Annotated in this window: 13 protein-coding genes, 3 tRNA genes, 3 rRNA genes and 1 riboswitch; of the genes, 11 read left to right on the top strand and 8 right to left on the bottom strand. The window is 61.9% G+C overall.

What is annotated here, in order from left to right:
- Positions 1-6 precede the first annotated feature (6 nt).
- A complete protein-coding gene (locus JX001_RS01610; protein WP_055755047.1) occupies positions 7-351 on the bottom strand; it encodes a hypothetical protein in 345 nt (114 codons plus the stop codon).
- Positions 352-467: 116 nt separating this feature from the next.
- Here JX001_RS01610 and JX001_RS01605 point away from each other — a divergent pair, with 116 nt between their 5' ends.
- The 10 genes from JX001_RS01605 (at position 468) to JX001_RS01560 (ending at position 8,721) form a co-directional block, all read left to right on the top strand.
- Positions 468-1,232: an electron transfer flavoprotein subunit beta/FixA family protein gene (locus JX001_RS01605; protein ID WP_112863023.1), complete on the top strand. Its 765-nt coding sequence runs from the start codon at positions 468-470 to the stop codon at positions 1,230-1,232.
- A 1-nt stretch (position 1,233) separates the two neighbouring features.
- A complete protein-coding gene (locus tag JX001_RS01600) occupies positions 1,234-2,163 on the top strand; it encodes an electron transfer flavoprotein subunit alpha/FixB family protein (RefSeq protein WP_205682013.1) in 930 nt (309 codons plus the stop codon).
- 78 nt (positions 2,164-2,241) lie between these two features.
- Positions 2,242-2,532: a DUF167 domain-containing protein gene (locus tag JX001_RS01595; RefSeq protein ID WP_205682012.1), complete on the top strand. Its 291-nt coding sequence runs from the start codon at positions 2,242-2,244 to the stop codon at positions 2,530-2,532.
- A gap of 54 nt (positions 2,533-2,586) precedes the next feature.
- Entirely contained in the window at positions 2,587-2,787 is a 201-nt protein-coding gene (locus JX001_RS01590; protein WP_205682011.1) for a hypothetical protein, read from the top strand.
- Between the two features lie 670 nt (positions 2,788-3,457).
- Positions 3,458-4,918, top strand: a 16S ribosomal RNA gene (locus tag JX001_RS01585).
- A 221-nt stretch (positions 4,919-5,139) separates the two neighbouring features.
- A tRNA-Ile gene (locus JX001_RS01580) sits at positions 5,140-5,216 on the top strand.
- Between the two features lie 84 nt (positions 5,217-5,300).
- Positions 5,301-5,376: transfer RNA gene (locus JX001_RS01575), tRNA-Ala, on the top strand.
- 200 nt (positions 5,377-5,576) lie between these two features.
- Positions 5,577-8,355: ribosomal RNA gene (locus JX001_RS01570) — 23S ribosomal RNA — on the top strand.
- 87 nt (positions 8,356-8,442) lie between these two features.
- Positions 8,443-8,557: ribosomal RNA gene (gene rrf / locus JX001_RS01565) — 5S ribosomal RNA — on the top strand.
- Together the 16S, 23S and 5S rRNA genes with 3 tRNA genes alongside form the textbook arrangement of a ribosomal RNA operon.
- An 87-nt stretch (positions 8,558-8,644) precedes the next feature.
- A tRNA-Met gene (locus tag JX001_RS01560) sits at positions 8,645-8,721 on the top strand.
- Positions 8,722-8,918: 197 nt separating this feature from the next.
- On the opposite strand, the gene JX001_RS01555 is transcribed toward JX001_RS01560, so the two are convergent.
- Positions 8,919-10,274 (bottom strand): metallophosphoesterase, encoded by a 1,356-nt coding sequence (locus JX001_RS01555; RefSeq protein ID WP_205682010.1) that lies wholly within the window; start codon positions 10,272-10,274, stop codon positions 8,919-8,921.
- A gap of 250 nt (positions 10,275-10,524) precedes the next feature.
- Here JX001_RS01555 and JX001_RS01550 point away from each other — a divergent pair, with 250 nt between their 5' ends.
- Positions 10,525-12,762: a TonB-dependent receptor gene (locus JX001_RS01550; protein ID WP_205682009.1), complete on the top strand. Its 2,238-nt coding sequence runs from the start codon at positions 10,525-10,527 to the stop codon at positions 12,760-12,762.
- A 118-nt stretch (positions 12,763-12,880) separates the two neighbouring features.
- Here the strand turns inward: JX001_RS01550 and JX001_RS01545 are convergent, their stop codons facing one another.
- The 6 genes from JX001_RS01545 to JX001_RS01520 all read right to left on the bottom strand — a co-directional run bounded on the left by JX001_RS01545 (position 12,881) and on the right by JX001_RS01520 (position 21,391).
- Positions 12,881-13,657, bottom strand: coding sequence for an acyl-CoA thioesterase (locus JX001_RS01545; protein WP_241004707.1), 777 nt, complete (start codon positions 13,655-13,657; stop codon positions 12,881-12,883).
- Positions 13,654-14,715, bottom strand: a complete 1,062-nt coding sequence (locus JX001_RS01540) for a methionine synthase (protein ID WP_205682008.1) — start codon at positions 14,713-14,715, stop codon at positions 13,654-13,656. The genes JX001_RS01545 and JX001_RS01540 overlap by 4 nt, the downstream gene beginning before the upstream one ends.
- A gap of 29 nt (positions 14,716-14,744) precedes the next feature.
- Positions 14,745-15,731 carry a DUF1852 domain-containing protein gene (locus tag JX001_RS01535; protein ID WP_205682007.1) on the bottom strand — a complete coding sequence of 329 codons (987 nt, stop codon included), beginning with the start codon at positions 15,729-15,731 and terminating at the stop codon, positions 14,745-14,747.
- 108 nt (positions 15,732-15,839) lie between these two features.
- Positions 15,840-16,047, bottom strand: a riboswitch (cobalamin riboswitch).
- Positions 16,048-16,375: 328 nt separating this feature from the next.
- Entirely contained in the window at positions 16,376-16,537 is a 162-nt protein-coding gene (locus tag JX001_RS01530) for a hypothetical protein (RefSeq protein ID WP_156363283.1), read from the bottom strand.
- A gap of 90 nt (positions 16,538-16,627) precedes the next feature.
- Positions 16,628-18,661 carry a TonB-dependent receptor gene (locus JX001_RS01525; RefSeq protein ID WP_205682006.1) on the bottom strand — a complete coding sequence of 678 codons (2,034 nt, stop codon included), beginning with the start codon at positions 18,659-18,661 and terminating at the stop codon, positions 16,628-16,630.
- Positions 18,662-19,006: 345 nt separating this feature from the next.
- A complete protein-coding gene (locus tag JX001_RS01520; protein ID WP_205682005.1) occupies positions 19,007-21,391 on the bottom strand; it encodes a putative bifunctional diguanylate cyclase/phosphodiesterase in 2,385 nt (794 codons plus the stop codon).
- Position 21,392 lies beyond the last annotated feature (1 nt).

Genomic DNA, 21,392 nt, shown 5'->3' with positions numbered 1-21,392 from the left:
AACCGGTCAGGCGGCGGGACGCGCCGCCGCCAGTGCGGCTTTCTGACGCTCGGCCTCTGCGGCGCGGGCGCGGCTCTGGGCGGCGAGATCCTGTTCGATCCGAACCAGCTCGCGGTTCTTCTCGGCCGAAGCCTCGGCGCGCGACACGCCATTGGGACGGCCGGTGATCTGGGCGATGGAGATGGGCTGGGCGCAGATGCGGCTTTCCATATCGTACCATTTGCCCGCCGCCTCGCAGCGTTTGCCGGGCGCGACCCAGTAGTCCTGCAAGGCGAAAATCCCGACGACGGTGATGCCGAACAGGCCGAAGAAGATCATCGCCAGGCGGGGAAAGGTCAGGAAACGCTTCATCTCGTGGTCCGTTGGATAGGGATCGAAGCCGCAGCTTGACCCCGCGTTACGTTGACAGGCCTTCGCGACCGCTCCATGTCCTGCCCACACATTCAGGCGATTTCACGGATAGACCCATGAAGGTACTCGTCCCCGTCAAACGGGTGATCGACTATAACGTCAAGGCCCGCGTCAAGGCGGATCAGTCGGGCGTCGATCTGGCCAACGTCAAGATGAGCATGAACCCCTTCGACGAGATCGCCGTCGAAGAGGCGGTTCGTCTGAAGGAAGGCAAGGAACACCATGCCGCCGGCACCGCGACGGAAATCGTCGTGGTCTCAATCGGCGTCACCCAGGCGCAGGAAACCATCCGCACGGCGCTGGCCATGGGCGCGGATCGGGGTCTGCTGATCCAGTCGGACACGGATCTCGAGCCGCTGGCGGTCGCCAAGCTGCTGAAGGCGGTGGTCGAGGAAGAAAAGCCCGATCTGGTCCTGATGGGCAAACAGTCGATCGACGGCGACAACAATGCGGTCGGCCAGATGCTGGCCGCCCTGCTGGACTGGCCCCAGGCGACCTTCGCCGGGAAACTGGCGATCGACGGCGGAAAAGCCACGGTCACGCGCGAGGTCGATGGCGGCCTGCAGACGATCGCCGCCGAACTGCCGGCGGTGGTGACGGTGGACCTGCGGCTGAACACGCCGCGCTACGCCTCCCTGCCGAACATCATGAAGGCCAAGAAGAAGGAGATCGCCATGAAGGCGGTCGCCGATTACGGCGTCGATGTCGCCGACCGTCTGAAGGTCATCAAGGTCACCGAGCCGCCCAAACGGTCGGCCGGCGTCAAGGTGGCCGATGCGGCCGAACTGGTTTCCAAGCTCAAGTCTGCGGGAGCGCTGTAATATGGCTGTCCTCGTCATCGCCGATCACGACGGTTCGACCGTTCGCGACACCACCCACAAGACCGTGACAGCCGCGCTGGGCCTGTCGTCCGATGTGGACGTCCTGGTCCTGGGGCAGGGGGCGCAGGCCGCCGCCGATAGCGCCGCCAAGATCGCGGGCGTCCGCAAGGTGCTGCTGGCTGATAGCGCCGGTCTGGGCAAGATGCTGGCTGAGGCGGTCGAGGCGACCGTCCTGCCGCTGGCCGGGAGCTACGACGCCATCCTGACGCCTGCGACCACGGACGGGAAGAACTTCGCCCCGCGTCTGGCCGCCAAGCTGGACGTCGCGCCGATCTCGGACATCATCGAGGTGGTGTCGGCCGACACCTTCGTGCGCCCCATCTATGCCGGCAATGCGCTGGAGACGATCCAGTCTGCCGACGCCAAGAAGGTGATCACGGTGCGCCCGACCGCCTTCGCCGCCGCGGCTGAGGGCGGTTCGGCCCCGGTCGAGAGCGTCGCCGGCGCCGATGCGCCCAAGACGGCCTTCGTGTCCGAAGAAATGGTCAAGTCGGACCGGCCCGAACTGGGCGCCGCCAAGATCATCGTCTCGGGCGGTCGCGCCCTGGGCTCGGCGGACGAGTTCCATGCCGTGATGGAGCCGCTCGCCGACAAGCTGGGCGCCGCCATCGGCGCCTCGCGCGCAGCGGTCGACGCCGGCTATGCGCCCAACGACTATCAGGTCGGTCAGACCGGCAAGGTGGTCGCCCCGGCGCTCTACATCGCCATCGGCATCTCGGGCGCCATTCAGCACCTGGCCGGGATGAAGGACTCCAAGACCATCGTCGCCATCAACAAGGATGCGGACGCCCCGATCTTCCAGGTCGCGGACTATGGTCTGGTCGGCGACTACAAGACGGTGGTGCCGGAACTGATGGCCGCCCTGGGCTGAGGCCCAGGTCGAATCGATACGGAACAGGGCGCGGCGCCGATCGGAGCCGCGCCCTTTTTCTTGCCCGTAGAGGACGGCATGGCGAACTTGCCCATAAGGCTGCAGCCCGGCGCTGCGGCCGATCGCATTGATGGCTGGGCGGCCGACGCCGAGGGACGACGCGTGCTCAAGGTGCGCGTCCGCGCCCGTCCGATCGAGGGAGAGGCCAACGACGCCCTAATCCGGCTGCTGGCCAAAAGCCTTGGCGTGCCGAAGTCGTCGATCAGCGTGGGACGCGGCGGACAGTCGCGCTCGAAAATGATCGTCGTGCAGGGACTGGATGACGAAGAGCTGCGCTCGCGCCTCGTCGACGGTCTTTCTGGCGATTGAGGAGAGCCATCCGGCCGATTGGTGCGTTCTGCATCGGAACAGGAGACCAGCCCAATGACGATGGACGCCCGCATCCTCCACGCCCGTAGCGGCGTCACGCTCGAGCAGAAGGGCGATGTCTATAGGGTCTCAAGCCTGCGGCTGTCCGAGCCTGCGATCTTCTCGGAAGAGCCGGGCGCCCAACGCGCCTTCGATGATGAGGTCGCGGCCTCAGAGCAGGATCCAGAGCTGATGTCGCGTCTCGGCGGGGCATGAGAAGGCGAAACGCCTGGATTTGCGGACCCCAGCTAGACTTGAAGACTGCGATTCTTGATCGACGATCATGAGTCTGCGAGAAACTTCCCCCGGACTGTCAGAATCCGCTTGCTGACAAATCCGCCTCTCCGTATAGAGCCGCCTCGCTCGGAAACGGGCTGGCCGACGGGGCGGCGGGGATGAAAATCTCCAAGGTCCCACGGAAGAAAGAGTTGAAAAACTTCTTGCTTTCATCGGTTGGTTTCACTAGGTTCCGCGCTCCAATCGAATCGCCGACGGGTTTTTAGAGGTAGGCCTCGCTTTCCTCCGGTGGTTTCTTGCGGTCTGAAGGGTTCGCTCTTCTCTCCGAAAGATCTCTGAAAAGAGCGGTTGACACGGGGTTTGCGGTTCTCTAAATCGCCGCCTCCGCCGACGACACGGCGCTAAACGGTCGGACCTCTTCGGAGGTTCCAGGTCTTTGACATTGTTGATTTGGAAAGAGAAACGCAGGCGGCGGTGTTCTTGCGATGACCCTAGAGGTCATCATACGACACTGACTATCTGCGGTCTTTTTGAAAAGATACCATGCGTCGGTCTTCGGATCGATGACGTGGGAACTCGTCAATAAAATACGTAGAACTAATGCCAAGGACGACTTCGGTCGGTCCGATGCTTAGGTCAGAAGTCAACTCAACCTGAGAGTTTGATCCTGGCTCAGAGCGAACGCTGGCGGCAGGCCTAACACATGCAAGTCGAACGAACTCTTCGGAGTTAGTGGCGGACGGGTGAGTAACACGTGGGAACGTGCCTTTAGGTTCGGAATAACTCAGGGAAACTTGTGCTAATACCGAATGTGCCCTTCGGGGGAAAGATTTATCGCCTTTAGAGCGGCCCGCGTCTGATTAGCTAGTTGGTGAGGTAAAGGCTCACCAAGGCGACGATCAGTAGCTGGTCTGAGAGGATGATCAGCCACATTGGGACTGAGACACGGCCCAAACTCCTACGGGAGGCAGCAGTGGGGAATCTTGCGCAATGGGCGAAAGCCTGACGCAGCCATGCCGCGTGAATGATGAAGGTCTTAGGATTGTAAAATTCTTTCACCGGGGACGATAATGACGGTACCCGGAGAAGAAGCCCCGGCTAACTTCGTGCCAGCAGCCGCGGTAATACGAAGGGGGCTAGCGTTGCTCGGAATTACTGGGCGTAAAGGGAGCGTAGGCGGACATTTAAGTCAGGGGTGAAATCCCGGGGCTCAACCTCGGAATTGCCTTTGATACTGGGTGTCTTGAGTATGAGAGAGGTGTGTGGAACTCCGAGTGTAGAGGTGAAATTCGTAGATATTCGGAAGAACACCAGTGGCGAAGGCGACACACTGGCTCATTACTGACGCTGAGGCTCGAAAGCGTGGGGAGCAAACAGGATTAGATACCCTGGTAGTCCACGCCGTAAACGATGATTGCTAGTTGTCGGGATGCATGCATTTCGGTGACGCAGCTAACGCATTAAGCAATCCGCCTGGGGAGTACGGTCGCAAGATTAAAACTCAAAGGAATTGACGGGGGCCCGCACAAGCGGTGGAGCATGTGGTTTAATTCGAAGCAACGCGCAGAACCTTACCACCTTTTGACATGCCTGGACCGCCAGAGAGATCTGGCTTTCCCTTCGGGGACTAGGACACAGGTGCTGCATGGCTGTCGTCAGCTCGTGTCGTGAGATGTTGGGTTAAGTCCCGCAACGAGCGCAACCCTCGCCATTAGTTGCCATCATTTAGTTGGGAACTCTAATGGGACTGCCGGTGCTAAGCCGGAGGAAGGTGGGGATGACGTCAAGTCCTCATGGCCCTTACAGGGTGGGCTACACACGTGCTACAATGGCGACTACAGAGGGTTAATCCTTAAAAGTCGTCTCAGTTCGGATTGTCCTCTGCAACTCGAGGGCATGAAGTTGGAATCGCTAGTAATCGCGGATCAGCATGCCGCGGTGAATACGTTCCCGGGCCTTGTACACACCGCCCGTCACACCATGGGAGTTGGTTCTACCCGAAGGCGCTGCGCTGACCGCAAGGAGGCAGGCGACCACGGTAGGGTCAGCGACTGGGGTGAAGTCGTAACAAGGTAGCCGTAGGGGAACCTGCGGCTGGATCACCTCCTTTCTAAGGATGCTTCTCCAGGCCGTCTCTCACGAGACTGTCTATTGAGGCTCCAATAGCTGATGCGCTCAAGCAGCAATGCGATAGCGCTAGGCACAAACGGCGGAACGCCGCCGTCTCCGTTTCTCTTTCCACTTTCGTCATCGACGCCTCGACCATACGGGTCGTTGAGTTGGTGACGCGATCGCGAGCCTGGGTGTCTATGACCCGGCTGTCGCTGCCATAGGCCCGTAGCTCAGGTGGTTAGAGCGTACGCCTGATAAGCGTAAGGTCGGCAGTTCGAGTCTGCCCGGGCCTACCAGGACTTCTGGTTCGCTGGGGGTTCTCAGCCTCAAGACGGCATCGCCGACAGCTCTCCTGGGCTTCGCACTATTCCTGATGGAATGGGGCCATAGCTCAGTTGGTAGAGCGCCTGCTTTGCAAGCAGGATGTCGTCGGTTCGACTCCGTCTGGCTCCACCAGGATCTTGTGATCGCATCAAGAATTGCCCGTCGGCGCTCGCCGGCTGGCATTGATATCGTAAAGGAAGAACGTGACCGGCTCCCCTGAGCTTTGAGGTCTCTGTTCGAGAAGAAGACATTGTCTGACAAAAATCAGGCTTGGTCCCCCGGCATCTTTCCAGTCGGGCGGAATAAACCAAGCATGAGTTTTGCTGAGAAACGATCAAACGTTGAAGGGCTTCTGACGGATGCCTTGGCGTAGAGAGGCGATGAAGGACGTGGCAAGCTGCGATAAGAACCGGGGAGGCGCTAGCACCCTTTGATCCGGTTATTTCCGAATGGGGAAACCCACCTTTACAGTCTTCCAACTCTGCTCTTCGGGGCAGCGATTGGCGGATTGTTGAAAGGTATAATGAGCTGAATACATAGGCTTCATTAAGCGAACCCGGGGAACTGAAACATCTCAGTACCCGGAGGAAAGGACATCAACCGAGACTCCCGTAGTAGTGGCGAGCGAACCGGGACCAGGCCAGTGCTCTTGTGAAATAAAGACGAACGATCTGGAAAGGTCGGCCATAGTGGGTGAAAGCCCCGTAGTCATCAAACAGCAAGAGACTCGAGTAGGGCGGGACACGTGAAATCCTGTCTGAACATGGGGGGACCACCCTCCAAGCCTAAGTACTCCTCTACGACCGATAGTGAACAAGTACCGTGAGGGAAAGGTGAAAAGCACCCCGACAAGGGGAGTGAAACAGATCCTGAAATCGGAAGCCTACAAGCAGTCGGAGCCGCCAAGCGCGGTGACGGCGTACCTTTTGTATAATGGGTCAGCGACTTCATGTGTCGAGCAAGCTTAAGCCGTTAGGTGTAGGCGCAGCGAAAGCGAGTCTGAATAGGGCGCTAAGTTCGACGTATGACGACCCGAAACCAGGTGATCTATCCATGAGCAGGTTGAAGGTTGGGTAACACCAACTGGAGGACCGAACCCGTGAATGTTGAAAAATTCTGGGATGACTTGTGGATAGGGGTGAAAGGCCAATCAAACCTGGACATAGCTGGTTCTCCGCGAAATCTATTTAGGTAGAGCGTCCGACGAATTCCTTGGGGGGTAGAGCACTGGATGGTTGCGGGCTGCGCGAGCGGTACCAATACTAACCAAACTCCGAATACCCAAGAGAACTATCGGGCAGACACACGGCGGGTGCTAACGTCCGTCGTGAAAAGGGAAACAACCCTAACCATCATCTAAGGCCCCCAAGTCACGGCTAAGTGGGAAACGATGTGGGATTGCTTTGACAATCAGGAGGTTGGCTTAGAAGCAGCCATCCTTTAAAGAAAGCGTAACAGCTCACTGATCAAGCGATCCTGCGCGGAAAATGTAACGGGGCTCAAGCCGTGCGCCGAAGATATGGGTTTGCAGTTTACTGCAAGCGGTAGCGGAGCGTTCCGTAGGCCGGTGAAGGTCAGGCGTGAGCCTGGCTGGAGGTATCGGAAGTGAGAATGCTGACATGAGTAACGATAAGAGTGTGAGAGACACTCTCGCCGAAAGACCAAGGGTTCCTGCGTAAAGCTAATCTGCGCAGGGTTAGTCGGCCCCTAAGGCGAGGCTGAAAAGCGTAGTCGATGGGAAGCAGGTAAATATTCCTGCACCAGCTGGAAGTGACGGATGGCTTAACTCGTACCCACTTATTGGATTGTGTGTGCGGGGGCGTTGTCCCAGGAAATAACTCCAGCAGAGACCGTACCCGAAACCGACACAGGTGGTCAGGTAGAGCATACCAAGGCGTTTGAGAGAACTATGCTGAAGGAACTCGGCAAATTGCACGCGTAACTTCGGAATAAGCGTGACTCACCTTGCGCAAGCAGGACTGAGTGGCACAAGCCAGGGGGTAGCGACTGTTTAGCAAAAACACAGGGCTCTGCGAAGCAGCAATGCGACGTATAGGGTCTGACGCCTGCCCGGTGCCTGAAGGTTAAAGGGAGATGTGAAAGCGTCGAACTGAAGCCCAGGTAAACGGCGGCCGTAACTATAACGGTCCTAAGGTAGCGAAATTCCTTGTCGGGTAAGTTCCGACCTGCACGAATGGCGTAACGACTTCCCCACTGTCTCCAGCATAGGCTCAGTGAAATTGAATTCCCCGTGAAGATGCGGGGTTCCCGCGGTCAGACGGAAAGACCCTATGAACCTTTACTATAGCTTCGCCTTGGCGTTAGCGACCGTATGTGTAGGATAGGTGGGAGACTATGAAACCGGGGCGCCAGCTCTGGTGGAGTCGTCCTTGAAATACCACCCTTACTGTCGTTGACGTCTAACCGAGGGCCGTTATCCGGTCCCGGGACATGGCGTGGTGGGTAGTTTGACTGGGGCGGTCGCCTCCTAAAGTGTAACGGAGGCGCGCGATGGTGGGCTCAGACCGGTCGGAAATCGGTCGTCGAGTGCAATGGCATAAGCCCGCCTGACTGCGAGACTGACAAGTCGAGCAGAGACGAAAGTCGGCCATAGTGATCCGGTGGTCCCGAGTGGAAGGGCCATCGCTCAACGGATAAAAGGTACTCTAGGGATAACAGGCTGATTTTGCCCAAGAGTCCATATCGACGGCAAAGTTTGGCACCTCGATGTCGGCTCATCACATCCTGGGGCTGGAGCAGGTCCCAAGGGTATGGCTGTTCGCCATTTAAAGTGGTACGTGAGCTGGGTTCAGAACGTCGTGAGACAGTTTGGTCCCTATCTGCCGTGGGTGTTCGAAGCTTGAGAGGATCTGTCCCTAGTACGAGAGGACCGGGATGGACATACCTCTGGTGTACCTGTCATGGCGCCAGCTGTGCAGCAGGGTAGCTAAGTATGGAATAGATAACCGCTGAAAGCATCTAAGCGGGAAACTAACCTCAAAACAAGGCTTCGCTGAGGATCGTGGAAGACTACCACGTTGATAGGCCAGGTGTGGAAGTGGGGCGACCCATGAAGCTTACTGGTACTAATAATCCGATCGGTTTGATCGTTTCTCAGCAAAACTCATTCGATGATTGCTCCTTGACCAGAGCAATCTCAGACAATGTCTTCTCATCATCCGCTGTCCCCCTGGTTGACCTGGTGGCTATGTCGGAGGTTCCCCACCCGATCCCATTCCGAACTCGGTCGTTAAGCCCTCCAGAGCCAATGGTACTTCGTCTCAAGGCGCGGGAGAGTAGGTCGCCGCCGGGTCTACCAGGCGGACAGCCGATGATGAACAAAAACCGCAATCGCGGTCCTTCTCGATCCGTTCTTCCTTCTCGATACACTACCGTTTGCCGCGGGATGGAGCAGCCCGGTAGCTCGTCAGGCTCATAACCTGAAGGTCGTAGGTTCAAATCCTACTCCCGCACCCAAAATAACAAAAAGCCGCGGGATCATCGATCCAGCGGCTTTTTGCTGCCCAACATCTACCCTCGATTTGCGAACCGTATCCCTCGTACAAAGGCGTGAAACGCAGCAAAATCGGCGCCGCTACAAAGGCATCGTGTGAAATCTGCCCCGCCCAACCGGCAGGTTGCAGGCAGCGGCCAGGTATGTGGCGGCTGCGCGCTCAAACCTTCAAGAGCGCGGCGGCTGCAGCGCGTTTCACGGTCCCTTCAGCGACCGCTTCGAAACGAAGGCCCGTTACGCCGAAATATTCCCCTTGGTTCATAGCGCACCAGTGGGTTGTGGCGATGCGAACGTGATCGGCTTTCGGTGAAACCACCGCCGCATAGAGGAAGTCACCGTTACGGTCGGCCAGGGGCATTGCGCGGTCCTGATTGGCGCGAGCCATGACGCGTTCCAACTCTGCGCGTGACACCGTGGCGATCATCAGCTTGCCGTCAAAGCGGACGATGGAATCAAAATCATAGCGGCTGACCGGCCCGGCGGGGACGCCGGTCCCCAGGGTGGTGTGGCCGATAAAGCCGGCGTCGGCGCCGGCCGCCTGGGCCAGTCCGGCGGCGACACGCCGACCCGTATCGCCCAGCGAAAGGGCGCGAGGGCTTTTTCCGAGAATGGTTCGTTCCTCGTCGGTCAGATTGGCGGCGAGAGTCGCGGCGATCAGGTCCGCCAACGCAGGAGAGGCGGGGGCGTCCCGCGCGACGGCGCGCGACTGGGCCGTGACCGAGCCGTCTGACAGAAACTCGGCTGCCGTATAGGCCGCAGTCCAGGAACCGGTGTGGACATAGGCGCTGCGGCCCTGTCTGTGCTGGAACAGCAGATGGTTGTGACCGCCGATCATCAGGCTGCCGTCCGGCAGCAGCGGCAGGATATCCCGGTCCGCGGTCACCCCGGCGTGGCTCATGACCATGACCAGATCGCCCCCGGCCAGAGCCCCGGCGAGATTGGCGCTCGCCCAGTCGGCGGCGGCGGGGATCGACAACTGCTCGCGAGACGCCTTGGGATAGGTGGTCAGCGCATTGGTCGCCAGGCCTACGACCCGCAGCGAACGGCGGCCGAAAGGCAGGCTCGCGGACGGGTCTGCATAGCCGGAGCCCGTGCGCGTATCGCCGATGTTGCTGACAACATGGATCCCCAGACCCTTCAAGCGCGCAACGACGTCAGCCAGGTCGGGGGTCAAGTCGTTGTCGTGATTGCCCAGGTTGAACACGGTGGGCGCGATGGCCGGCAAGGCCGCCAGAAAGGCCCAGTCGACCACGCCGCCAGACCGCGCGGCGACGACATTTCCGTGTTCGAAGATGTCGCCGTCAATGGCGATGACGTGCGGGACCGGGTTGGCGCGGACTTCGGTCTCGAAGGCGCCCAGCAACTGCGCGGTTCGCTCATAGGCCGAGTGCATGTCCGACACGGCGAGCACGCGGCCGATCACCTGCGCAGGCTTCATGCCGATCAGCCCTGGCGTGATCGCCGTCGCCCCGGCGAGTTGAAGCAGCCGGCGACGGGAGAGCGTGACGAGAGGCATACGCGATCCAAACGATGTCGAGGAGGACGTGCGGAGCGAACTCACGCAGCTGTTCAGGTTCGCATTTCGGGCGCCCCGGCACAATGGCGCCGCACCCTGCAGCCCCCGCCCAAAGACAGATTGTCACACGGGTGTGGCCGCGTCTTCAAAGGTTCAAGAAACAGGTCCGCTCTGCACTGGCGGCAATGGCTGTGAAGCTTTACGGCGTCGCGCGACAAGTCCTCCCCCTGTCGCCAAGGAAATCTCGACCATGCTTCGCCAAGCCCTTCTGGCCGCCACCGTCAGCGGCATCGCCCTGTTGAGCGCAGGCTCGGTTCTCGCCCAAACGACGGACTCCGCCGTTGAGCCCTCCGGCGTCGACGACATCGTGGTCACGGCCCAGCGCCGCAGCGAGAACATCCGCGACGTGCCGTTCGCCGTCACCGCCCTGAACACCCAGACGCTGCAGGAGGTTTCGGCCGGCGGCGCCGACATCCTGTCGCTGTCGGGCCGCGTGCCCAGCCTGCAGGTCGAGAGCTCCAACGGCCGTTACGCGCCGCGCTTCTACATTCGCGGCCTGGGCAATGTGGATTTCGACTTCACCGCCTCGCAGCCGGTGTCGGTCGTGCTGGACGACGTCGTGCTGGAGAGCGTCTATCTGAAGGGCTTCCCCCTGTTCGACGTGCAGCAGCTGGAAGTGCTGCGCGGTCCGCAGGGTACGCTGTTCGGCCGCAACACGCCCGCAGGCGTGGTCAAGATCGACACCGTCAAGCCGTCGGACGACTTCACCGGCTTCGGCTCGGTGACCTATGGCAACCTGGGTTCGACCCGGGCCGAGGCGGCCGTCACCCTTCCGGCGTCGGACACGCTTCAGGTGCGCGGCGCCATCCTGTGGAACCATCGCGACGACTGGGTGAACAATGCCTATAATCCGTCGTTCGCCAATCCCGACAAGGATGATCTGGGGGGCTTCGACGATCTGGCCGCGCGCGTCCATGTCGCCTGGACGCCGACTGATCGGCTATCGACCCTGCTGACGCTGCAGGCCCGCGATTATGACGGCACGGGCACAATGAACCGCGCCAACGCCCTGACCAAGGGCTCCAACAAGCTGAACGACAACTTCGACCGCGACACCGTCTATTACGACGGCGGCCGCAACAACTTCCAGAAGCAGAAGACGACGTCCGAATCGTTGAGGGTGGCCTATGACTTCGGTCCCGCGACCCTGACCGGCATAGTCGGCTCTTATCAGGGCTGGTCCCAGGGCGACGGCGATATCGACGGCGGCGTGGCCACCGCCCCGGCGACCGCTTCCTACAAGACCCCGTTCAACTCCGAGACCGGCACCCTGTCCAGCGACCTGCTGCAGAACACCTACGAGCTTCGCCTGGCCTCGAACGGCGACGGGCGGGTCGGCTGGCAGGTGGGGGCCTTCTATTGGGACGAGCGCTTCAACCTGGTCAGCGGCACGTTCAACGGCGTTGGCGGTCTGATCCCAACCAAGATCACCGATATCGTGCAGAAATCCGATTCCTGGTCGATCTTCGGCCAAGGCAGCTACAAGGTGACCGAGGCGCTGAAGGTGACGGCGGGTCTGCGCTACACCGATGACAATCGCCACTACAACGGCCGGATCGTGGTCGGAACGCCCGTTGGCGGCCAGGGCGCCGTGTCGGTCGGGGACCAGCAGGTCAGCGGGGACGTCAGCGCGGTCTATCAGGTGAACGACGACCTGAACCTGTTCGCCCGCGTGGCCAAGGGCTATCGCGGCCCGTCGATCCAGGGCCGCAACCTGCCGGTCCTGACGACGGCGAACTCCGAAACCGTCATGTCCTACGAAACGGGTCTGAAGGCGCGGATGATGGACGGCCGGGCGCGCTTCAACGCCACCGCCTATGTCTATGAAGTCAGCGACATGCAGTTCACCGCCATCGGCGGCGCGGACAACTCCAACCGCCTGATCAACGCCAAGAAGGGCGAGGGATACGGCCTGGAGCTGGACGGAGACATCGATCTGGGCGCGGGCTTCAGCCTGGCGGCCGGCGGCGCCTGGAACCATACCGAGATCAAGGACAAGGACCTGCTGGTCGCCGTCTGCGGCTCCAACTGCACCGTGACCGATCCCATCGTCATGGTGGGCGCCACCCGTCGCGCCGCCATCGACGGCAATCCCTTCCCCCAGGCGCCGGAATACACCGCCAACCTGACGCTGAACTACGTCAGGCCGCTGGGGGCTGACACGGAGCTGTTTGCCTCGACCGACTGGGTCATGCAGAAGAACTTCAACCTGTTCCTCTATGAATCGGTCGAGTTCATGCAGGACACGCATTTCGAAGGTGGGCTGCGCGCAGGCTGGCGTGATCTGTCGCGCGGTATCGAGGCCGCCGCCTACGTCCGCAACTTGACGGACGAAGAGAATGTGATCGGCGCCATCGACTTCAACAACCTGACCGCCTTCGTCAACGAGCCGCGCACCTACGGCGTGCAACTGACCAAGCGGTTCTGATCCGCAGGTGCTGAGATGTCGTTTCCGCAGGCTCGCGGACCGACGTCTCAGCAATGTCTCCAGGCGGGACGGGGGATGATTTACACCGAAGCTCGACTGCCGCACGACGGCGGAGATCTCAGCCGGTCGCTTTGACGTCGTCGACGAGGTTTAGGGCCTTCGCAGGTATCGGCCGCCCGTTGCTATCGACGGCCACCATGACGAACTCGGCCGTGGCCGAGCGTCGCCTTTCTCCTGTCAGGAGGCGTTCGGCCCAGAGTTGCACCTCGACCGAGAGGGAGTTGCGCCCGACCATCTTCACGCGCGAAACCAGTTCGACCATGTCGCCGCCGTCGATCGGGGCCTTGAAATCGATGCGGTTGGTCGCGGCCATGACCATGACTTCGCGCGCATGGCGGGTCGCCGTGACGAAGGCGGCCTTGCCCATGAGCTTGAGCGCGTCGCCGCCGAACAGGGTGCCGTAGTGGTTGGTCGTGCCGGGAAAGACCATCTCTGCGGTCCTGAGCCAGCCGTCGTCCGCTTCGCCTGCCTCATCGAGCGGCGCCAATGGATGATCATCGCCCGCCGGCCTCAAGGAGACCATGTTGAAGGCTCCGCGCGTGCACAGGCGGCGCTCGCCGGTCAACAGGCTTTCGGCGTGCAATTCGACTTCGACGCCCAGCGAGGACCGCCCGATCCGAACGACGCGGCCGACCGCCTCGACCATCTCGCCGATCCGGGCCGGGGCGGCGAAGTCGATTCGTTCGCATCCGGCCGTCACCACGGCCCGTCGTGCATGACGGCTCGCGGCCAGAAAGGCGACCTTGTCGAGATGGGCCAGACCAACCCCGCCGAACAGGGTGCCATGGTGATTGGCGTCGCCGGGGAACACCATGTCGATCAGGCGAACCCTCACGACTTGGACCTTTCCGCGCCGTAGTAGAGGTCGCGGGACATTTCCTCGCGCACGATCTCGGCGCCGGCGCTCAAGGCGCGCAGCTTGCCGTTGGCGACCCGGCGCGACAGGGGCGCCATGCCGCAGTTGGTGGCCGGATAGAGTTTGTCGGCGTCCACGAACTGAAGCGCCTTACGCAGCGTGTCGGCCACCTCTTCGGGCGTTTCGATCGTGTCGGTTGCGACATCGATGGCGCCGACCATCACCTTCTTGCCCCGGATCAGTTCGATCAGATCCATCGGCACGCGCGCGTTCTGGGCTTCGAGCGAGATGATGTCGATGCTGGAGGTCCGAAGCTTGGGGAAGGCCTCTTCGTACTGCCGCCATTCCGAGCCGAGCGTCTTCTTCCAGTCGGTGTTGGCCTTGATGCCGTAGCCGTAGCAGATGTGGACCGCCGTTTCGCACCTCAGTCCCTCGGCCGCCTTCTCCAGGGTCGCCACGCCCCAGTCGTTCACCTCGTCGAAGAAGACGTTGAAGGCGGGCTCGTCGAACTGGACGATGTCGACGCCGGCGGCCTCCAGTTCGCGGGCCTCCTCATTGAGGATTTTGGCGAACTCCCAGGCCAGTTTTTCGCGGCTGCCGTAATGGTCGTCATACAGGGTGTCGATCATCGTCATCGGCCCTGGCAGGGCCCATTTGATCGGCTGGTCGGTCTGGGCTCGCAGGAACTTGGCGTCCTCGACGAAGACCGATTTCGGACGGCTGACGGCGCCCACGACCACCGGGACGCTGGCGTCATAGCGATTGCGGATTCGCATGGTCTTGCGGTTCTCGAAATCGACGCCGTCGAGGTGTTCGATGAAGGTCGTGACGAAATGCTGGCGGGTCTGTTCGCCGTCGCTGACGATGTCGATGCCGGCCCGGCGTTGATCGTCGAGCGACAGGCGCAGGGCGTCCTGTTTGGCCTCGATCAGTTCATCGCCTTGCAGCTTCCAGGGCGACCAGAGCGTCTCGGGCTCGGCCAGCCAGACGGGTTTGGGCAGGCTGCCGGCGGTCGAGGTCGGGAGAAGGGTTTTCATGCGGGGAGGCTCTGAAATCTGGAAACTGATCAGGCGGCGGCGAAGGCGGCCGACCATTGATCGAGACGGGCGCGGTGCGGCTTGATGAACCGCTCCTCGACGAAACGGCCCTGCTCGACGGCCAGCCGACTACGCTCGTCGCGGTCGTAGACGATGCGGGTCAGCGAATAGTCCTGCGCCTTCAGGCTGGGCTGATACTGCTCGGTCGCCGGGGAGTTGGCGTTGTAGATTTCGGGCCGATAGATCTTCTGGAAGGTCTCCATCGTGGCGATGGTGCTGGCCAGTTCGAGGTCGGTGTAGCCGCCGGTCAGGTCGCCGATATGGTACAGGGCGAACGGCGCCACGCTGCCCGGTGGCATGAAGTAGCGAACCTTCATCCCCATCTTCTCAAAATACCGGTCGGTCGGCGAGAAGGCGTCGTTGGCGTATTCCAGGCCCAACACGGGATGGTCGAAGCCGGTGCGATGATAGGTCTTGTTGCTTGAGACGCTGAGGCAGATGATCGGCGGCTTGGCGAAGTTGTCGCGATAGGCGCCCGACGCCAGAAAGTGCCGGAACAGCTTGCCGTGCAGATCGCCGAAATCGTCCGGCACGCCGCCGTTCGGATGCGCCTTCAGGTGTTCGGGCAGAACCACGCTGAAGTCGTAGTCGCGAACGTAGGAGGAGAAATTATTGCCCACGATCCCATCGATCCGCCGGCGCGTCTCCCTGTCGATGATCGTCGTTTGAAGGATTTCGATCAGGGGAAAGGCGTCGTCGCGCTCCGAGCAAAGGCTCATCTCGACCGAGACGATTTGAAGCTCCAGCGCGTAGCGATCGCCCCTCGGATTGTCGTGATGCGCCAGCGAGTTGAAGCGATTGTCGATCATCCGCAGGGTGTTGCGCAGATTGTCTCGGCGGCTCTCGCCTCGCGCCAGATTGGCGAAATTGGTGGTGATCCTGGTCGTCTCGGCGGGACGATAGTCTTCGTCGAGCGCAGTCCGCTTGATCCTGAAGGTGAAGTCGCTGCTCGCCATGGTCTCTGCCGTTGATGCTGTGGCGAGACAGCGGACAGGGACGCGCGACCGCTCGCGCGCAGTCGTCCCGTCGCGGCGTTCATGCGGCCTGACCGGACACCCCGCCGGAGGACGTTATCTGTCGGGGCAGGTCTCCTGGCTCACGGGTCACGGCTTCAGGTCCGGCCTTCCCAACGTCCGAAGACGTCAGTGACACGAAATGGACCTTCGGCTCGCCGCTCACAGTTGCGGGGGCAGCGCCGGCATCACACCGGCTTCCCTCTTAGCTCCGCATCGCCCGGAAGCGACGCGCAGAACCTCGACCTTTTCATGAGACGCGCACCCGGCGCCGAAGTCAAGAAACACATAAGGATATCCTTATAGCCTCAGAAAGCATCGCCTTCTAGATTTGAGCGAGGTGAACAGCGAAGCGACTGGCCTGTCATGCATGGAGATCACGTCCACCAAAGGCGAGACCGCATGAAGTGAGCGATCAGGAAGCGTATATTCAAACACGCTTCGTAGGTGGTGCTTTAGCGGTCAGTGATGGCTACTCACTGCGCTTTGCTGACGCCAGGCACGCCTATTGCGAAAAGTTTAGGCGTCTCAGGGAGAGACCGAGCGAGCTGTTCTTAACAGCAACTCGGCCCGCTGCGGGAACGCGACTAAATCCCGCCGCTTCGTATGACGACGACAGCGATCAGCGTCAGGAAGACGACGGCTGCGGCCGCTATGGCGAGGGCCGTGATGCGAAAGGCGCCGCGTGTCGGCTTGTCGGGCCGGTCTTCGTAGCCAATCGGGACTTTGCGGGGTTCTTTGTCGGTCATGGGCGATCAACGCACGGAGGCGGTTCGCGTTCGCCGACGCGTGTGAGCCTTCGGCGCAACCAAGGCTGCGCCGAAGGCTCTCGATGTTCGTCAGAAGCGGTAGGCGACGCCGACCCGAAGGTTGCGCCCCGGCAGAGGGGCGATATCCTTGAGGAAGGACACGTGTTCGCGGGCTTCCTCGTCCGTCAGGTTCCGCGCCTCGGCGAACAGGGTGACGTTCTGCTGGGCGAAGGGGCGGACCGCGACCGAAGCGTTGACTAGGGTGTAGTCTTCGGTCGGCAGTTCGAACGCGTTGGCGACGCGGTCCTGTTCTCCGACGTGGCGAACCTCGGCGCTGGCGTCGAACCTGGTCGATGTCCAAGCCAGACGTCCGGTCACGGAGTAGGGCGGGATCCGCGCGGCCGGACCGAAGCCCGTCTGGGCGTGGACATAGTCGGCCGCGCCTTCCAGCGACAGTTTGCGATCGCCGTCCTGCCAAAGCGCATAGGCGCCTTCCAGCTCGAAGCCATAGAATTTCGCGTCGGTCTGGACGAACCGATAGATGGGGAAGAACTCGTCCTCTTCCTCGAAATAGAACTGGTCGCCCGTCGGCCGTTCGTCGATGAAGCCGTTATACCAAGAGTGATAGACGTGCAGGTCGCCGGTGAATCGGCCGCGGTCATAGTGGGCGGTCCCCTCCAGCGTCGTCACCTTCTCGGAGTTCAGCGTCAGGTCGCCGGTCTCGTAGGCGGCGGTGGCGATGTGGACGCCGTCGGCGAACAGTTCGACCTCGCTGGGCGCGCGTTCATTGTGGGCCAGGCTGAGGCCCAGGAACAGGCCCGCGGTCGGGCGGATGAAGGCGGCGGCGGACGCCGACCAGTTGTCGAACTCGCGCGTGACTTCGCTTGCGCCCCCGATGGGCGTGCCGCTGAGTTCGCGCCGGTCATAGCGCAGGCCGCCCTCGAAGCCATGGTTGCCGAGGTCCAGACGCTGCACTGTATAGAGGCCCAGTTCGTCGATTTTGACGCTGGGCACGAAGGCCTCCTCGCCGATCGCTTCGAAGTTACGCGACAGGGCCTGAACCCCGACGGCGCCGTTCCAGCCGTTGCGTTCGCGCTGGACCAAGTCCGCACGGCCTTCCCAGCCATCGGAGTTGAAGATCGTGCCCGGCTCGCCCACGGCCTCGAACTCGGTGTGGGTGTAGTCGGCATGGCCGTAGGAGCCGCGAAGGGCCGAGAAGGGCCCGCTGTCGAAACGGTATTCGCCGCGCGCGTCCCACCGCTTCTGGTTCAGCTTGATGAAGACCGATTCCTCGGCGACCGTGCCGTATTCGCTGTCGGTGTTCTTATAGGAGACGCCGGCGAAGCCCTTGTCGCCGATGTAGGAACCGCCGACGCCCCAGGCTTCCAGGTCGGTATAGCTGTTGGGCTGGGTTCCGGTGTCCTCGCGCGCAAGGCCTTCGGCGGCGGCGCGCCTGGCGGAAATGGCCGGGGCGGGGATGTCATAGTCGTCGGTCTTGCGCTTCACCCCATCGACGTTGAAGGCGAAGTTTCCACCGCCGACGGTCACGCGTCCGAAGGCGCTGCGGCCGTCATCGACGCTGGAAGCCTGGGTGGAGACCACGCCGGACACGCCGCCCTCGGGGATTTCGGTGGGGATGCGATCGTCCAGAACATTGACCACGCCGCCGATGGCCGAGCCGCCATAGACCAGGGTCGCGGGCCCGCGGATGATCTCGATACGATTGGCCTCGGCCGGATCGGTGGCCACGGCGTGGTCGGGCGAGACAGAGCTCGCGTCGATCAGGCCGATACCGTTGGTCAGCACCTGGACGCGCGGCCCGCTGAGGCCGCGAATGACGGGCCGGCTGGCGCCAGGCGCAAAGTCGGTCGAACGGATGCCCGGACGCCCGCTCAGCATATCGCCGAGCGAGGCCGCCGGCGCCGTGGCCAGGGTCTGTTCGTCCACGACGTCCGTCGCGATCACCGAGGCCCGCTGGCTGATGCCATAGGGTGCGCCGGTGACGATGATATCGCCCAACTCCGCCGGGGCTTGCGGAGCGGACTGCGCGGCGGCGGCGCCTGCCAGAATCGTGGAGCCTGCCGCCGCCATGAGCAGGGATCGCGAGACGCTTGAGGGACGCATGGAAAAACTCTCAGCCTGGGAGGAAGTGACTTGTTACGAGATAACGTCACATAGGCTTTATGCAATCAAGAACCCGACGACGATTTTATATCGGGGTGATGGCCGCCCCTGTCGTTAAGAAGCGTCAGTCGGCGACGCTGGAAGAACATGATGCGCTGAGAGGGGAGGCTGGCACAGCCTGTATGCGGAGACGTGCAGCGCTGGACTTTAGAATGCTGACAGAGGCCGAGCCGTAGCAACCTGCGGCCAGCGGCCAGCGGCCACGGAACAACTCAGCTCGACGAGGTGCAAACGAGAAGCGCGCCGCCTCCAACGCTTACGACCCGCGCCATCGTCCTCTGCCGATTAACGCGCTAGCGCCAGCCTGGATTCTGCGTCGCTGCGCAACATGAAATCCACCAAGTCCGCAAACGGCAGCGGCCTTGAGACCCAATAGCCCTGGATCGTATCGCATCCCAGGGCGGCCAGGGTGTCGAAGACTTCTGCAGTTTCAACGCCTTCGGAGACCACTGTCATCCCCAGCCCATGCGCCAGATCGACCGTTGACTTGATGATCAGGCGATCGCGCGCGCTCTCGACCACATCGAGGATCAGGGATCGGTCGATCTTCAACTCGTCGGCGTTCAGCATCTTCAGATAGCTGAGCGAAGACAGACCTGCTCCGTAGTCGTCGATCGAAATCCTCACCCCGGCGGCCCGATAGGCCGCGATCGCCTGGGCCGCGATCTTCGGGTTCTCGATGACGGCGGTTTCGGTGATTTCGAAGATCAGATCGGCGTCGCAGCCCTCGATCAGCTGAAGCGCGCGCGTCCGGAACGCTTGGTCTACGAGGAGACGTCCCGAGACGTTCAGGGCGATCGCTATATGAACGCCCCTGGCCCGCATTGCCGCCTGATCCTCGATCGCCTTGACGATGCTCCACTCCGTCAGGGCCCGGATCTGGCCCGTCTGTTCGGCGATGGGGATGAACAGGTCCGGCCCGATCCGGCCGCGAACCGGATGATGCCAGCGGCAGAGCGCCTCGACAGACGCCGTCGTGCCGTCCGACGTCTTGCGCTTGGGCTGGTAATGCAGACTGACCTCATTCGTGCGCAGGGCGTCGCGAAGCTCGGACATCAGGGCGAGGTTGTTGTCGGGATCGACGAAGGTCGCCTTGTCATAAAGCACCGTACGATCTTCCGAGAGATCGGCCTGATTGAGGGCCGTCGTCGCCCGCTCGATCAGGGCGTCGCCGCTGGCCGAGCCGGGCTCTTGAGACGCGCTGCCGATGCGAACGAACAGATCCAGCGGCTGGCCCTCGACGACAAAGGTCGTCTCCACGGCGCGAAGCGATCGGGCTAGGGCGACTTGTAGATCGGCGGACAGATCGGCGCGCGCAAAGGCGAGCACCGACGACGAAATCTGCGCGACCAAGTCGACATCGGCGAGCTCGGCCAGACGCTCGGCAAGCTGGACCATCAGCGTGTTGGCGACGTCGTAACCGACGACCCCTCGCATCTCCGCATGACGATCCACGCCGACGGCGAACACAGCGACACTGAGTTCAGCTTTGGCGATCGTCTCATCGATGTCCGTCAACAGGGCGCGGCGATTGGGAAGCCCCGTCTCGGGCTCGTGCATGGCTAGATGAAGCAGGCTCGCCTCGCGCGCCTGGATGATGGCCTGGGCCTGACGGGAGAGTTCGACCCGCGTCGCCCAGATCGCCATCAGAATCTGCGTCCCGAGAAGGGCGGCGATGTCGATGCTGATTGGCGCCCAGGCCTGGAGCAGGACCGGCAGGACAATGATCAGGGCGGCGATCGCGACATGGCGCATAACCAGCCGCCGCAGCGCCGTTCCCCCGCTTCTGGCAGGCTGGAGCGCAGCGATAAGGACCACACAAAGGATCAGCAGGGCCAGCGGGCTGAGGCTCATCAAGGCCCGTCCGTCAGCGATGCTCTCATAGGCGAGGGCGTGAATGATGACGCCGGGCAAGAGCCCGATAGGCGTGGCGAACTCGTCGCCCAGCTCCAGCGCCGTGGCCCCCAGGAGGATCTTTTTCCCCCGCACGAGCGAAGGGTCGAAGCGGCCGCGATAGACGTCCTCGAAACTGAGATGCGGGATCGACTTCTGCTTGATCCCAAAATCGACGGTGAAGGCGCCCTGACGTGCCGGAGCGTCTGCCAGCAGGGCCGCGACCGATGGCGGCGCCTCGTCCGAAGCGCCGTAAGAATAGTGGCGTACGCGTCCATCTGCATCGACCGGCACATTGACCGAGGCGAGCAGAGCATCGTTCAGCAAAGGCCCGATCGGACGATTGCCTGATCTGCGCGTCTCACCGGCGCCGTAAGACTCCATCTGCTCGAACGTCGCCAAAGCCACCTGACCAGGGTGACGCGACACCGCAGCCGCCAGCGCCTGATCCGAGGCCGGATTCGACGGCGCGCTGAAATCGACGTCGACAGCCACCAGGGTCGCCCCTGCCGCCATCAGATTGTCGATCGCTTGAGCATATCGCCGCCGATCCCAGGGCCAGGCTTTGGCGGCAGTCAGGCTCCTGGAGTCGATCTCCACGACCGTCAGCGTCTGGCTGGCGGCCCTCGGCAGGATCGAGAACCGCGCAGAGGCGACGACGTCGTCGATGGGCCGATAAGCGTTAGCCAGCATGCCCATCGCCGTCGCCAGCAGGATCAATCCGCACCAGATGACCGCAGACAGCTGACGCCGACGCCGAGCAAGATCAGCGCGCATG

It is taken from the genome of Brevundimonas fontaquae (genome assembly GCF_017086445.1).
In the GTDB taxonomy this organism is placed as follows: Bacteria; Pseudomonadota; Alphaproteobacteria; order Caulobacterales; family Caulobacteraceae; genus Brevundimonas; species Brevundimonas fontaquae.
The sequence above is the reverse complement of the archived record's forward strand: the minus strand, read 5'-3'. Positions and strand labels throughout refer to the sequence as shown.